At 69.9% G+C, this 13,272-nt stretch carries 14 protein-coding genes; 4 read left to right on the forward strand and 10 right to left on the reverse strand.

Translation table 11 applies throughout. The annotated features are described in order from the left end of the window. Positions 1 to 53: 53 nt before the first annotated feature. The 4 genes from N7L95_RS21995 to N7L95_RS22010 are packed head-to-tail and all read right to left on the reverse strand — an operon-like array spanning position 54 to position 3,486. Positions 54 to 1,064 carry a TRAP transporter substrate-binding protein gene (locus N7L95_RS21995; protein WP_301257384.1) on the reverse strand — a complete coding sequence of 337 codons (1,011 nt, stop codon included), beginning with the start codon at positions 1,062 to 1,064 and terminating at the stop codon, positions 54 to 56. A 40-nt stretch (positions 1,065 to 1,104) separates the two neighbouring features. Beyond that, positions 1,105 to 2,385, reverse strand: coding sequence for a TRAP transporter large permease (locus tag N7L95_RS22000; RefSeq protein ID WP_301257385.1), 1,281 nt, complete (start codon positions 2,383 to 2,385; stop codon positions 1,105 to 1,107). Positions 2,386 to 2,392: 7 nt separating this feature from the next. Continuing rightward, positions 2,393 to 2,914 carry a TRAP transporter small permease gene (locus N7L95_RS22005; protein ID WP_301257386.1) on the reverse strand — a complete coding sequence of 174 codons (522 nt, stop codon included), beginning with the start codon at positions 2,912 to 2,914 and terminating at the stop codon, positions 2,393 to 2,395. Positions 2,915 to 2,937: 23 nt separating this feature from the next. Then, complete coding sequence (locus N7L95_RS22010) at positions 2,938 to 3,486, reverse strand: gluconokinase (RefSeq protein ID WP_301257387.1); 549 nt, start codon at positions 3,484 to 3,486, stop codon at positions 2,938 to 2,940. A gap of 162 nt (positions 3,487 to 3,648) precedes the next feature. Here N7L95_RS22010 and gntR point away from each other — a divergent pair, with 162 nt between their 5' ends. The 3 genes from gntR (at position 3,649) to N7L95_RS22025 (ending at position 6,157) form a co-directional block, all read left to right on the forward strand. Next, positions 3,649 to 4,674 (forward strand): HTH-type transcriptional regulator GntR, encoded by a 1,026-nt coding sequence (gntR, locus tag N7L95_RS22015; RefSeq protein ID WP_301257388.1) that lies wholly within the window; start codon positions 3,649 to 3,651, stop codon positions 4,672 to 4,674. Between the two features lie 126 nt (positions 4,675 to 4,800). After that, positions 4,801 to 5,220, forward strand: coding sequence for a hypothetical protein (locus N7L95_RS22020; RefSeq protein WP_301257389.1), 420 nt, complete (start codon positions 4,801 to 4,803; stop codon positions 5,218 to 5,220). Between the two features lie 238 nt (positions 5,221 to 5,458). Beyond that, the gene (locus N7L95_RS22025; protein WP_301257390.1) at positions 5,459 to 6,157 is read left to right on the forward strand and encodes a phasin family protein; all 699 of its coding nucleotides are present in this window, start codon (positions 5,459 to 5,461) and stop codon (positions 6,155 to 6,157) included. 165 nt (positions 6,158 to 6,322) lie between these two features. On the opposite strand, the gene N7L95_RS22030 is transcribed toward N7L95_RS22025, so the two are convergent. The 6 genes from N7L95_RS22030 to N7L95_RS22055 form a co-directional block, all read right to left on the reverse strand. Further along, positions 6,323 to 6,679, reverse strand: coding sequence for a hypothetical protein (locus N7L95_RS22030; protein ID WP_301257391.1), 357 nt, complete (start codon positions 6,677 to 6,679; stop codon positions 6,323 to 6,325). Between the two features lie 210 nt (positions 6,680 to 6,889). Further along, a complete protein-coding gene (locus tag N7L95_RS22035; RefSeq protein WP_301257392.1) occupies positions 6,890 to 7,633 on the reverse strand; it encodes an alpha/beta hydrolase in 744 nt (247 codons plus the stop codon). 67 nt (positions 7,634 to 7,700) lie between these two features. Next, positions 7,701 to 8,780 carry a DUF1513 domain-containing protein gene (locus tag N7L95_RS22040; RefSeq protein ID WP_301257393.1) on the reverse strand — a complete coding sequence of 360 codons (1,080 nt, stop codon included), beginning with the start codon at positions 8,778 to 8,780 and terminating at the stop codon, positions 7,701 to 7,703. A 4-nt stretch (positions 8,781 to 8,784) separates the two neighbouring features. Then, positions 8,785 to 9,855, reverse strand: a complete 1,071-nt coding sequence (locus tag N7L95_RS22045) for an imelysin family protein (RefSeq protein ID WP_301257394.1) — start codon at positions 9,853 to 9,855, stop codon at positions 8,785 to 8,787. After that, a complete protein-coding gene (locus tag N7L95_RS22050) occupies positions 9,855 to 11,300 on the reverse strand; it encodes a di-heme oxidoreductase family protein (protein WP_301257395.1) in 1,446 nt (481 codons plus the stop codon). Before N7L95_RS22050 ends, N7L95_RS22045 begins: the two co-directional genes overlap by 1 nt. A gap of 5 nt (positions 11,301 to 11,305) precedes the next feature. After that, entirely contained in the window at positions 11,306 to 12,505 is a 1,200-nt protein-coding gene (locus tag N7L95_RS22055) for an imelysin family protein (protein WP_301257396.1), read from the reverse strand. A gap of 210 nt (positions 12,506 to 12,715) precedes the next feature. Here N7L95_RS22055 and hpaR point away from each other — a divergent pair, with 210 nt between their 5' ends. Next, a complete protein-coding gene (gene hpaR, locus N7L95_RS22060; protein WP_301257397.1) occupies positions 12,716 to 13,258 on the forward strand; it encodes a homoprotocatechuate degradation operon regulator HpaR in 543 nt (180 codons plus the stop codon). Positions 13,259 to 13,272 lie beyond the last annotated feature (14 nt).

The raw sequence follows: 13,272 nt of genomic DNA on the forward strand, positions 1-13,272 counted from the left end.
GGCCGGGTGCCTGCCTTGCGCCCTCACTCGGGCGGCGCGTCGGCCGGCCAGTCTCACTTCGAGCCGCGCAGCTTGGCCACCTCGGCCTGCACCTCGTTCCACAGGTCCATGCCGACGCTGGAGGCGAGGCCGGCGTTCACGCGCGTGAGGCGGTCCCGCATGCGGGCGGCCTCGGCCGGGGACAGCTCGTTGATCTGCATGCCCTTGGCCTTCAGCTCTGCCAGCGCCTTGGTGGCTTCCTCGCGGGTGTCCTTGCGCTCGAAGTCGCGGCTCTTCTTGGCGGCCGCCAGCAGCACGTTGCGCTCGGCCGGCGAGAGGCCGTCCCAGTACTTCTTGCTGACCAGCACGATCCACGGGCTGTAGACGTGGTTGGTGACCGTGAGGTACTTCTGCACCTCATAGAACTTGCTCGACAGGATGGTGTTGTAGGGGTTCTCCTGGCCGTCCACCGCCTTGGTCTCCAGCGCCGTGAACAGCTCCGAGAACGGCAGCGGCACCGCGTTGGCGCCCAGGGTCTTGAAACTGTCGAGGAAGACGTTGTTCTGCATCACCCGCAGCTTGATGCCGTTCAGGTCCTCCAGCTTGGCCACCGGCTGCTTGTTGTTGGTCAGGTTGCGGAAGCCGTTTTCCCAGTAGACCAGGCCGACCAGGCCCTTTTCGTGCAGCTTGGCCATCACCTTCTGGCCCACCGGGCCGTCTAGCACCGCATCGGCCTCCCGGGTGTTGTTGAACAGGAAAGGCGTGTCCCAGATCGCCATTTCCTTGGTGATGCCCACCAGGGTGGCGGTGGAGCCCACCATCATCTCCTGCGCGCCGCCGATCAAGGCCTGCTGCATCTGCACATCGGAGCCGAGGGCGGCCGAGCCGATCGCCCGCACTTTCATCTTCCCGCCCGAGGCCCGCTCGACCTCCTGAGCGAAGAGCTTGACCGCCCGTCCCTGGTTGGACTGTTCGTTGAGGCCGTAGCCGAATCGGATCATGCGCGGCTTGAAGTCCTGCGCCTGTGCGGCGCCGGCGGCGACCAGGGCAAGGCCGAGCGCGGCGACCAGTTGTTTGAGCTTCATGGCTTGCATCTCCTTCAGGGGGCGGGAACAGCGGTGGACCTCACTGGATCCACTTCAAGGGGGTCAGGATGAGCTGCGGCAGGGCGATGAACAGCACCAGCAGCACGAAATACATCAGCAGGAAGGGCGTGGTGCCGCGGATGACGGTCTCCATGCGCAGGCGGCCGACACCGGCCACGACGTTCTGCACCGTGCCCACCGGCGGGGTGATCAGCCCCAGGCAGCCGACATAGATGAACATGAAGCCGAAGTAGACGGGGTCGATCCCGGCCTTCACCGCCAGCGGCGCGCACACCGGCGCAAAGATCAGGATGGTGGGCGTCAGGTCCATCGCGGTGCCGACCAGCAGCAGGAACAGCATCATCAGCGCCATGAACAGCATCGGGTTGCCCATCACCGGCGCGAAGCTCTGTGCCAGCTCGTTGGGCAGGTCGGCCAGCGTGATCATGTAGGCGGTCACGGTGGCCGCGCCACACAGGAACATCACGATGGCGGTGGTCTTGCTCGCCGCCACCAGCACGTGCCAGACGCCCTTGAAGTCCAGCTCGCGGTAGACGAACACCGACACCAGCAGCGCGTACACCGCGGCCACCACGGCGGCTTCGGTCGGCGTGAAGATGCCGCCCTTCAGCCCACCGAGGATGATCACCGGCATCATCAGGGCCCACAGGCTGCGCAGCAGCGCGCGGCCACGCTCGCCCCAGCCGATGCGGGGCATGGCAGCCAGTTGGTGCTTGCGGGCGATGCCCCACCAGGCGGCCACCAGGAACAGGCCCATCATCAGCCCGGGAAAGACACCGGCAAGGAACAGCTTGCTGATCGACGTGTTGGTCGTGACGCCGTAGATCACGAAGGGCATCGACGGCGGGATGATCGGCGCAATGATGCCGCCCGAGGCCAGCAGGCCGGCGCCATAGCTGTCCGGGTACTGCTGCTGGCGCATCATGGGCAGCAGGATGGTGGCCAGCGCCGCGGTGTCCGCGATGGCCGAGCCGCTCATCGACGCCAGCAGGATGGCCGCACCGATCGCCACGAAGCCCAGCCCGCCGCGGATATGGCCGACGAAGGTGCGCGCCAGCTCGATGATGCGGCGGCTCAGCCCGCCGGCATTCATCAGCTCGCCGGCAAGGATGAAGAAGGGCACTGCCAGCAAGGGGAAGCTGTCGAAGCCGGCCTGCAGGTTCTGCGCCAGCAGTTGGGCATCGAAGAAATCGAGGTGGTACATCAGCACCACGCCGGTCAGCACCAGGGCGTGGGCGATGGGCATGCCGATCAGCATCGAGGCAATCAGCACGACCAGGAAGATGACGGTCACGAGCATGGTCGGCTCACTCCACGGCGGTGTCGTTGTGCGGGGGCTCGTCGTCCTGCCCGCCGGGCAGCGACTGCACCAGCAGCACGGCCAGCATGCCGACGGCCATCACCAGGGTGGCAGCCGCGGCCAGGGCCAGCGGATAGCCGATGACGGTGCTGAAGCTGTTCATGCCGGCCTGTACCTGCTGCCAAGATCCCTGCGCCACCAGCACCAGGATGTAGGCAATGCCGAGCCGGCTGATCCACAGGCACACGCGAGCCGGCAGCCCGCGCAGGCGGGTGGTCAGCATCTCGAAGCCGAGGTGCTTGCGCTCGCCGGAGGCCAGCACCGCGCCGATGCAGACCAGCCAGACGAACAAGAGCCGCGACAGCTCCTCATAGAACACGATGCCGGTGTCGAACCCGTAGCGCAGCACCACGTTGACGAAGACCGCCAGCACCATGCCGGCCAGGCCCAGCGCCATGGCGCCCTCCGCGAGTCGCCGCAGTGGCGCCGTGGCTGCCGCGATGAAGCGGCGGATTGCAGCAAGTCTCATGTGCTTGTCTTTCCAGCAGGAACTCAGCGTGCGGTGGCAGCGCCCCGATGGCCGGGCCGCAACCAGACGACCACCTGGTCGGCCAGCTTGTCGATGGCCGCGGTGGCATCGAGCCGCAGCACCCCGGGCTCGCCCACCGGCGATTCGAGCGTGGCGAACTGGCTCGCCACCAGGCTGGGCGGGAAGAGATGATCGGGACGGGCCGCAACGCGGCGATATGCGGTGGCCTCGTCCAGATCGAGGAAGGCGAAGCAGAGGCCGGGGGCGGCTGCGCGAAGCAGGTCGCGGTAGCGCTGTCTGAGTGCCGAACACGTCAGCACCGCGCCTGCCGGGTGGGCCGCCAGCTGGGCGCCAAGGCGCGCCAGCCAGCCTTCGCGGTCGGCATCCGCGAGCGGAATGCCGGCGCGCATCTTGGCAACGCTCTCCGGGGAATGGAAGTCATCGCCTTCCAGCAGCGGCCAGCCAAGCCGGCGGGCCACCGCCTCGCCCACGCTGGACTTGCCGCAACCGGCCACCCCCATCACGACCAGCGCGCGGGCAGGGAAAGCAGATTGGGTAGCGCTATCCATCATCGTCCTAAAAAACCGCCTGAACAGGCGGGCAAAAATAAAGCCCGTCGCACCGGACGAGGTAGGCCACCGTCAGTCCGCTGCGCGATGCAGGCCGTTGCCTGGGTCAATGGGTAGCGCTATCCTAAGCCGCATTGTCGAAAAACGAATAGGGATAACCCGAGGATGAACGAACCGACGCGCCGCCGCCGCTCCAGCGGCCGGGTCACTTTGCAGGACGTGGCTCGCGAGGCGGGGGTGAGCCCCATTACCGCCTCACGGGCCCTGCGCAAGGAACGAGGGGTGGGCGCCGAGCTGACGGCCCGGGTCGAGGCGGCCGTGCAGCGGCTCGGGTATGTGCCCGACCCGGCGGCCCGGGCGCTCGCCTCGTCCCGCAGCACCCAGGTGGCGGTGCTGGTTCCGCTGCTGTCCAACGCCTTGTTCGTGGACCTGCTGGAGGCGGTGCATCGCACGCTCTTTCCGGCTGGCTATCAGGCCCTGATCGGTGTCACCCACTACGACCCGCAGGAAGAGGAGCAGTTGCTGCGCAGCTACCTGGCGCATCGGCCGGCCGGACTGCTGGTCACCGGGTTCGACCGCACCGAGGGCGCCCGCCAGCTGATCCATGCGAGCGGCCTGCCATGCGTGCACCTGATGGAGGCCACCGACGCGCCAGGGGTCTATTGCGCCGGCTTCTCCCAGCTGGAAGCCGGCATGGCGATCACCGAGCACCTGCTGGCGCGGGGCCACCGGCGCATCGCCTTCGTCGCCGCCCAGCTGGATCCGCGTACGCTGCAGCGGGCCGAGGGCTACCGCCGCGCAATGCGCCGCGCCGGCCTGTACGACGCGCGGCTGGAGTTGCTGTGCCCCGAGCATTCGTCGATCGCGCTCGGTGCTCGCCTGTTCGAGGAGCTGGTGCAGACACGCAGCGACGTGGGCGCCGTCTTCTTCTGCAATGACGACCTTGCGCAGGGGGGCCTGCTGGCGGCCCACCGCCTCGGTGTGGCAGTGCCGGGGCAGCTGGCAGTGGCGGGGTTCAACGACCTGGCCGGCAGCGACCAGATGATTCCGCCGTTGACGACCGTGCGCACGCCTCGCTACGAGGTGGGCGAGGCAGGGGCCCGCATGCTCTTGCAACTGATGCGCGGCGAGTCGCCCGCCGCCAGCTGCGTGCGGCTGGGCTACCAGGTGGTGGTGCGCGAGAGCGCCTGAGTCGCCGGGAAGTGCCTGCACGACGGCGTCAGGAATTGCCGCCGCGCTTGCATGCAGTGGGAGCCGCCGCGTATGTTGGACGGTCCGACCGCCGAGGTGGCCTCTTCCCCTTTTCAGGAGCGACGCATGAGCACCAAGTCCCACATCCAGGCGCAGCAGACGGCGACCGACGTGATTCCCCGCATGCTGCATTCCGCCGGCGAGCCGGGTCCGGTGGCGGACTGGATGCAGCTCTTCGACGCCTGCAGCCGCTCGGCGGTGGACGCTGCCGAGCGCACCAGCGCAGCCTGGGTCGAGGCCCAGGCGATGATCTGGCTGACACCCTTGCAATGGTGGTATCCCAATGCCCCCCTGGCGCCGCGCCCCGACGACTCTGTCGATGAAGACTCGAACAAGTTGATGGCCGGCACCGTGCCGCCCCAGCCCTTCCAGGAAGCTGCGCGTGAACTGTGGACCCTGGGATGGCGAGGCATGGGGGACTGGCAGCAATGGTGGGCTCCCTGGTACGCCTGGGCCGGCCAGGGCGGCGAGCAGCGCCTGCACTGAAACCCCCGTCGTTCGAGCGGGGTGGCCGGGCCTGCCAATCACTGGTCAGTGGCCGAGGCGGCATCGGCTTGTCACATTTCGGGAGGAGCATGCCCACGACGTGCCCGGGCTTTTCGTTGACTCACGCCGCTACACCTCGCCCAATCCCCCTTCCTCTGCCGGGGGCGGTGGCCGCCGCCCCGGGTGCTTGTCTTGCTCCCACTCTTCTCACTTCCTCTCTCGACTCAGGAGAATCAAGATGAAAACTCCCGCTACCTCCGATATCGCCGCAGCGGCCGCGCAAACCGCGCAGGCAGCCAGCGCTGCCACCAGCCAGGCCGCGGAACAGGCGGCCGGCCAGGCCTCGAAGGTCGAGCAGCGGCTGAGCGCTGGCACCAGCGCCGCGCTGGACCAATGGGCCGAGCTTGGCAAGGCGCAACTGGGCGCTGGCCTGGCGCTGGCGCAGTCCTTGGTGAAGGGCGCGCAGGCGCTGCGCCAGGTGCAACTGGAGGCGGGCCAGCAGGCCGAGCAGCGCTACCAGGAGGCGCAGACCCGGCTCAGCCAGGCGCGTGACGTCGGCGACCTGTTTGGGCTGCAGGCGCAGTTGCTGCGCTCCCACGCCGAAAGCGCGCTGCAGTACTGGACCAGCTGCTTCGACGCCGCCCACCGCACCCGTGCGGAGGCGGCCAGCACGGCGGCCGCGGCGCTGGGCGACCTGCAGAAGGCCGCCCTCAGCTCGGCACAACAGTGGGCCGGCCGGGGTGCCTCTGCGGCGCAGGGCGCGGTGGGCGAATCCACCCGTGCCTGGGGCGGCAACGGCGTGGCCTGGCCGGCGCCGGACGCCGCGCGCAGCGCCCTCAGCTGGGCCACGTCGGCCTGGGACCAATGGTTGTCGCAGGCCAACCAGTGGCAACGCGCCGCTGGCCAGGCAGGCGCCGAGCAGCGCTCGGTGCATTGAAGCAACGCCGGCCGATCGTGGCCGGCGTTGCCGTCTCGAAGCGGCCGGCACCGCAGCGCCCGGCGCATGCCGGTCGGGGCGGGCAACGTCACGAAGCGGAACGGCGGTGTGTGCCGCCGCCGTCTGCCGCGACCTGCCTTCCTGCAATCGGCCGGCGGGACGACTTCAGCGTTCCTGCGTGCTCGCGTTCGAGTCGCTGTCCTTGCCGGGCCACCATTGAGTGGCCTCGCCTTCGCCGACCGGGCCCTGCAGGTTCGAGGACGGGCTGATGTTGAAGTCCCCGGTGCGGCCGTCGGGTGACGTGTCGCCTGCCGGGTGCGAATGGCGGGACCGGCTCCCGCCGGCATCTTCGGTGGCTTGCGCGCCGGTCTGGGATGCGTTGCCCTGCGAGTTGCCGATGTTCTGTTGGGTTCCGCTGAGTGGCGGGCTGGCGGGGTCGGCTGGACTGCTTTGCGCGAGGGCGGCCCCGGTCGTGAGGCAGGCGAGGACGGCGGTGGCAAGCAAGGTCTTCCTGGTGTCCATGTCGGCATTCCTTTCAATTCAATGGAGGAGGAGCCCGGCGCCTTCGGCGGTGGCCGAAGGAGGCGCTACTTGCAACACCGTGTAGCGCGAGGGCGGGCAGTGGCCTTGGGCTTCCGAGGACCGGCGAGGCGCCGGCGGGATGCCCATGACACGCATCGAGCACCAGGCGTGCCCACACAGGGCGACCGTGGCCGCCCCGGCGGGCTGGCTTCAGTGGTCGGCCTGGAGATAGGCCAGGGCGGTCCGTTGTGCCACCCAGTCAGCGAAGTCGCGGGCCATTTGGGCCGAAATTTCATGCCCGCCGGGGTAGTCCCGGTACAGCAGCCTGACGCGATGTTCTGCCAGCGTGTGCATGGCATCGACCGCGAACTGGGACGGGATCACCTCGTCCGCCCCTCCATGTGCAAGGAAGGCATGCAGGCGCGACAACTGCGAGTCGGGTGCGAGCTGCCACTTCACCTGGGAGAGGATGCGCCCACAGAGGATGGCAATGCCGGCCACCTTGTCCGGGCGGGTCAGACCCAGGCTGGCGGCCAGCACCGCGCCCTGGCTGAAGCCCGCGGCATAGACCTGGCGGGCGTCGAAGGGATGGGCCAGGCGCAGCTGGCCGATGAACTGGAGCAACTGCACACGGGCGGCTTCCGCCTGGTCCGCGTCGGGCCGCAGGCCGTGCGGTGTCTCTGCCAGCATGTACCAGGCAAAGCCGCCCTGCGGCGCGATCACGGGCGCCCGGGGCAGGGCCACATGGATGTCGCGGGGCAGCACCTCCAGCAGCGGGGCCAGGCTCATCTCGTCGCCGCCGGCGCCGTGCAGCAGGATCACCAGCGGACGCCGGGTGGAGGCCGGCAGGGCCGGGCGCCAGCGATACAGCAGCGGCAGCTGCTCCGATTGCAGCGGACTGCTGATGCCCGGGCGGGCGTCGGGCGGAACGGGCAGGTGGTTCTCCATTGCCATGGCGTGGCAGCCGGCGTTCCCGGCCTCTCCGGCCGGCTTCGGCCATGCCCCGTGATCGGGTGGCGGCTCAGCGCGCCGGCAGCGGCACCCAGTGGTTGTCCAGGCGCAGCGCTTCGCCCAGTGGCCGCGCGCTGGGTTGCCCGAGCTGGGCGGTGTGCAGGTCGAGCACCGCCTCGCGTCCGCCGGTCCAGAGCCGGCCGCGGCGGCTGGCCAGCGCACAGGCCTCGTCCAGCGCGAGCCGCCCGGCGAAGCGGCCGTCATGTCGCCACAGCGCCACGCAGGCGGCACGAGGACAGCTGACGGCAAAGCCGTCGTCCCAGGCGGCGATGTCACCGCCATAGCCCTGCAGCGGGCTGCCGTCGGGCACGTCGGCCGTGCGCAGGCTGCGCCCGTCGAACAGGGCGAGCACGGGCGCCGCCTGCTTGCGTCCGGCTTCGTCGTGCTCCGCCTGCAGCGCAATGCCGAAGCGGCCGTCGTCGAGGCGGGCCAGATGGCGCAGGCTGAGGCGCTGGTCGTCCAGCCGCCATTGCGAGAGCAACTCGCCGCGCGCCGGCTCCAGACGCACCAGCGAGGAGTCCATGTGCGCCAGATCGAGCTTCTGCCGCCCGGTCTCCGGGCGGGTGGCGATGCCGCCGTTGGCCACGACCAGGCGGCCGTCACGGTCCCACAGCAGCTCATGCGGGTCGCAGCCATGGGTGGGCCACTCGGCGCGCTTTTGCAGGCTGGCGGCGTCGCGCACGCCGATCAGCCCTTGGCCACTCTGCAAGTCGCTTTCCGTCGTGTACAGGGTGCGGCCGTCAGGGCTGGCCAGCACATGGCCGTTGAAGGCGCGGTCCGGCTCGATCCAGGCCCAGGCCAGCGCACGTCCGTCGCGCCGCCAGCGCAGCAGCCAGTCGCCGGGGCGCCTGGCCACCGTCAGCAGCGTGCCGCCGGCTTCGGCCCACAGCCCATGGGCCCGGGTCGGCACATCGAGCCGCGCTTCGATCACCGCGGTGCTGCCGGCCAGCCCGACGATGCCGACCTGGTGGCCGTCGTCGGTGGCCCAGGTGGCGGCGAGCCGCGGTGCGGGCTCGGTAAGGCGGCGGGCTTCCACGCTACCGGCCGCCAGGGCGAGGGCGGCGACCATCCAGTCGCGTCGCTTCCACATCGCCTCAGTCTCCGTCGGCGTCCGAGAAGCCGATGCTCACTTCGAGCGCCGGCGCTGCGCTGCCTTCCGCCAGCCGCTTGAGCGCGCCCAGCGTCCTGGCCGCGGCCAGCACACCAGCCGGCGCCTGGGGGCCGGCCTGGCGCAGGGCCTGATCGGCCTGCCCCACGCCAGCCGCGAGGCGGTCGGCCACGTCGTTCAAGCCGCGCCCGCGCAGGTAGGTTTCGATCGGCACCAGGCCCTTGCCTGGCTGCGGCGCCGTGCTGCCAGACGGCGCGGCCGACAGCGTGGCCACGGCCTCCCAGCGGGCCTGCCAGCTCTGGCGAGTGGCACCGCTCAATGCACGCGGGAACTGCGCGGCCTGCCGGCCGCCCTGGCCGGCGCTGCGCACCGGACGCTCCAGGTCTTGCCAGCGCAGGCGCTCGATGCCGCCCACCCACTGATTGACGACTTCCGCCATCGCGGCGGACGCCTGCTCCGCTTCGTCCGGCGTGGCGACCGCCTCGCGGTAGGCGCGCGCCAGGGCGTCCGCCTCGCGCGCAATATCGGCAGCCACCTCCTCGGCATAGCGGCAAGCCGGCGTGGCGGGTGCCAGCCGCGACTGCCACAGCAGCCATTCGAGCGCCGGCAATCCCTTGGCTGGCGTGCCGATGCGCTCCATGCCAGCGGCACCTTCCGGTGCCCGCGCGATGGCCTTCTCGATCAGCTCGGGCCGCGTGGGCGTGAAGTCAATCTGGCGCGCCGAGCGGCGGGCCAGCAGGGCACCTGCCGCGACGCCCGAGAGCCGGTCCCAGGCCAGGGCACTGTCGCGCCACCGCGCTCGCGCCGTCTGCAAGGCAGCTGGGGCGGCGTTCGGTGCGGCCTCGCACAGGGCATGGACGGCAGGCTGCAGCTGCGCGCTCTGGCGGGCGAATTCCTCCGAGCGCGGCGCATACCAATGCTCGTTCAACCCCTGCATGAAGGACACCGCGGTGTAGTAGGGCACCGCAACGATGGGGCGCGCCGCCTGGGCGAGCGCAGCATTCGGCAGGGTGGTGCCAAGCACGGCCAGGGCGGCCGCCGTCAGCAGGGCTCTCATCACAGCGACTCCACGAAGTTGACCAGCGCCGCGCGGTCCTCGCGGCTGAGCTTCAGGACCCGGTCGCGGCTTGCCTGTGCTTCACCGCCGTGCCAGAGGATGGCCTCCAGCACCCCACGCGCCCGGCCGTCGTGCAGCAGGCGCTGGTGCCCGTTGACGTCCCGGATCAGTCCGATGCCCCACAGCGGCGGCGTTTTCCACTGCCGGCCGCCGGCCTCGAAGTCGGGCCGGCCGTCTGCCAGGCCGGGGCCCATGTCGTGCAGCAGCAGGTCGGTGTAGGGCCAGATCCTCTGGCCTTGCAGCGCCGTGCTGCCGAGCGACGGGAACGGGCTGCTGCCCGTCACATAGCTGGGCCGGTGGCAGCTTGCGCACTGGGCCTCATGGAACAGCTTCTGGCCACGCACCACTTGCCGGTCATCCGCCTTGCGTCGCGCGGGCGGTGCCAGCGTGGCCTGGTAGAAGACGACGTCGTGCAGCGTCTTGTCGTCGATCTCCGGGCCCTCGCCCTTGGCGCCGCGGGGGGCGTGGCGGCAGTCGGTCTGGGTTTGCGAACAGGCCTCGTCGGGGAAAAGGGACGAGGTGATGCCCATGTCGCCCAGGAAGGCCGCAGCCGTCTGGTGGGCAATGGTGGCGACATTGGCCTTCCAGCCGAAGCGGCCGATGCGCAGCTGCTGCGACGGCGCGTCCCAGACCCGGTTCGGCTGGCCCTTGATCGGGCCGCCGGCCGCCGCCTGCTCGCGGGCATTGGCGAGGATGTCCGCCTCGTCGATCGCCTCGATGAGGCCCACGCCGATGACCTGGGGCGCAATGCGCGGGCTCAACATCAGGCCCTCGGCAGTCGGGCCGTAGGCCAGGTCCCGCAGCCGGTAGTGAGGCTGCTGCAGCGTGTAGCGGGTGCCGTCGGCGAAGCGGCCCTGCACCGGCGTGTAGCGGATCGCCACCTGCGCCTCGGGCTGGACGCCCTGCACGGCGGCATTGTTCAGTTGATCGCCATAGACCGGGTCCGGCTGCGGGCCGCCATGCTCGTTGCGGCCGGGTACCGACAGCCGCATCAGCAAGGCCACCGGCTGCTCGCCCAGGCCGCGCCGCAGGTCAGGCGGCGCACCGCGTCCGTCCTGCACATGGCAGCCGCCGCAGGAGCGCGCGATGAAGTGCGGCCCCAGCCCGTCGCGAGCGGTGGTGGAGGCCGGCGCCTCGACCCAGTTGCGGCGGAAGAAGGAATTGCCGATGGCGAAGCGAGTGCGCTCTTCATCGGCCAGGTTGGCAGCGGGGAAGGAGAAGGCGTTGCGCCCGTCGGCGAACACGGTGGTGGCGCCGCCGGTGCGCTCGCCGCGAGGATCGTCGTCGCTGCCCTGCGCCTGCAGCGCCAGGGTGGCGCCGCCCAGCACCAGCAGGGCGGCAGCGGCCGCGGCGCGTCGCCGCCAGGCCGGGGGGATTCGAGGCATGTTCACTAGGGCTGGGTCAGGGTGAGGCGGGTGATGCCAACGCTGTTGGCCGCGTCGACCAGGTCCTTGCTCTGCTGCACGAGGCTGGCAATGGTCTTCTGTACGCGTTGGCGGCCGGGAGCGTCCTTGCCACCGGTGATCTCGCGGTCGAAGGGCGCCTGGATCGCCTCCGCGGCTGCCACCGAGCTGGCAATCTGCTGGGTGGTGCGCTCGGCGAGGGCCGCATCGCGGGCGGCCACCAGGTCGCGCAGCGAGGGGCCCGACAGCGTGCGGCCGTCGCTGCGCCGGTACTGGCCGAGCCAGACGTTCTGAATGCCGAGCGCATTGGCCACCACGTCGCGGTGGGTGTTGTCCGAGAAGCAGGAATGCTCGTCCTCCTGGTCCTGGCTGGCCAGGGCGACTTCGAGGCGTTCGCCGGCCAGTTCGCCGCGCGACAACGACCCCAGGCCGACGAAGATCTTGCGCAGCGATTCGTTGCCGCCTTTCTCGAAGCGGGCGCGGTAGTTCCTGGCGTCCGGCGCCCAGGCCTTGACCAGCGAGCGCAGGTCGTCCACGAGCAACTCGGTGACCACGTTCAGGTACTGGCGGCGGCGGTCGGCATTCGGCGCCTTGCCGTCCACGAAGTCCTCGAAGGAGCGAGCACCCGGGCCGGCCTCGTCCACATCCTGGCCCCACAGCAGGAACTCAATGGCATGCCAGCCGGTGGAAATGTTCTCTTCACCGCCGCGCTCGTTGTAGCCCGCCAGCGTCTTTTTCGTGAGGGCCACCTTGCGGTTGTTCACGAGGCCGGCGCGGGCCTTGTCGCGGGTACCGTCGACGAAGGACTCGTCCATGGGCCAGGCGTTGATGCGGCCTTCGGGCCCCTGCTCGTCGTCGATCGGGCCGCCATAGAAGCGGAAGGCCTCTGTCTGGCCGTAGCTCTCGCGGGCCTGCAGCCAGGCCTTGCGCGCCGCGGCCAGCGTGTCGGCCGACGGCTGGGCGGTGAAGGCCGTCACCGCTTGCTGCAGCGCGAGCGCACCTTGCAAGGTGTCTTCATAGCTGGCATGCACCAGCGTTGCATAGTGGGCCACGACCTGGGGCGCGGCGACTGGCGCCACTGCAGCAGACGCGCTGGTCGCCGCGCTGCCCTGGGCCGACGCGGGCAGCGAAGCCGGGAGGGCGGCAGCAGACAAGGCAGCTGCCAGCAGCAGGCGTTGGATCGACATCTCACTCCTTCAGGTCGCTATGGAAGAACTTCATTGTAGATGCGATTAATTATTATTACCGTCAGTGGCGGCGAATGGCGGTGGCGGGCTGCAGTGCCGGCGTCTTCTCACAGGTACCTGTCAAACAAGCCAGCTAACAGGCAGGGCGAAGCGGAGATGCGACGCCTAGAATTAATGAACGAACTAATTAACATCTGTCAGGAGAGCGCCATGCCCGCCGTCATACAGCATCGCAATCTGCCCCATGCCTTGCTGCGAGCGCGTGAGGCCGTCATGCGCTACTTCCGCCCCAACCTCAAGCTGGCCGGCGTCACCGAGCAGCAGTGGCGCGTGATCCGCACCCTCTCGCAACACGGCGAGATGGAGATCGGCCGCATCGCCGAAGCCTGCAGCATTCCCGGCCCCAGTCTCACCGGCGTCCTCGAGCGCATGGAGCGTGACGACTGGATCAAGCGCTTTCGCATCTCCACCGACCAGCGCAAGGTGGTCGTCGAGTTGACGCCGAAGAGCCGCCGCCTGGTCGACAAGATGGCCTCGCGCGTCGATGCCCGCTACCAGGAGATCGAGTCCCAACTGGGACCGCAGGTGCTGGGCCGGTTGCTCGAGTTGCTGGACCGCGTGGCTGCCTTGCCGGATCCCGGCCAGATCGAGCCGGTGAAGCTGCCGATCTCGCGCCGCCAGCGCACGCCGGTGCCTCGCAAGGCGCCGCTGGCGAGGCCACGAGTGATGGCCTCGCCGTCCCGGCCCCGCTGAGGAGCCGGCGCGAG

Origin of the sequence: Eleftheria terrae, assembly GCF_030419005.1 — a bacterium.
Classification (GTDB): domain Bacteria; phylum Pseudomonadota; class Gammaproteobacteria; order Burkholderiales; family Burkholderiaceae_C; genus Caldimonas; species Caldimonas terrae.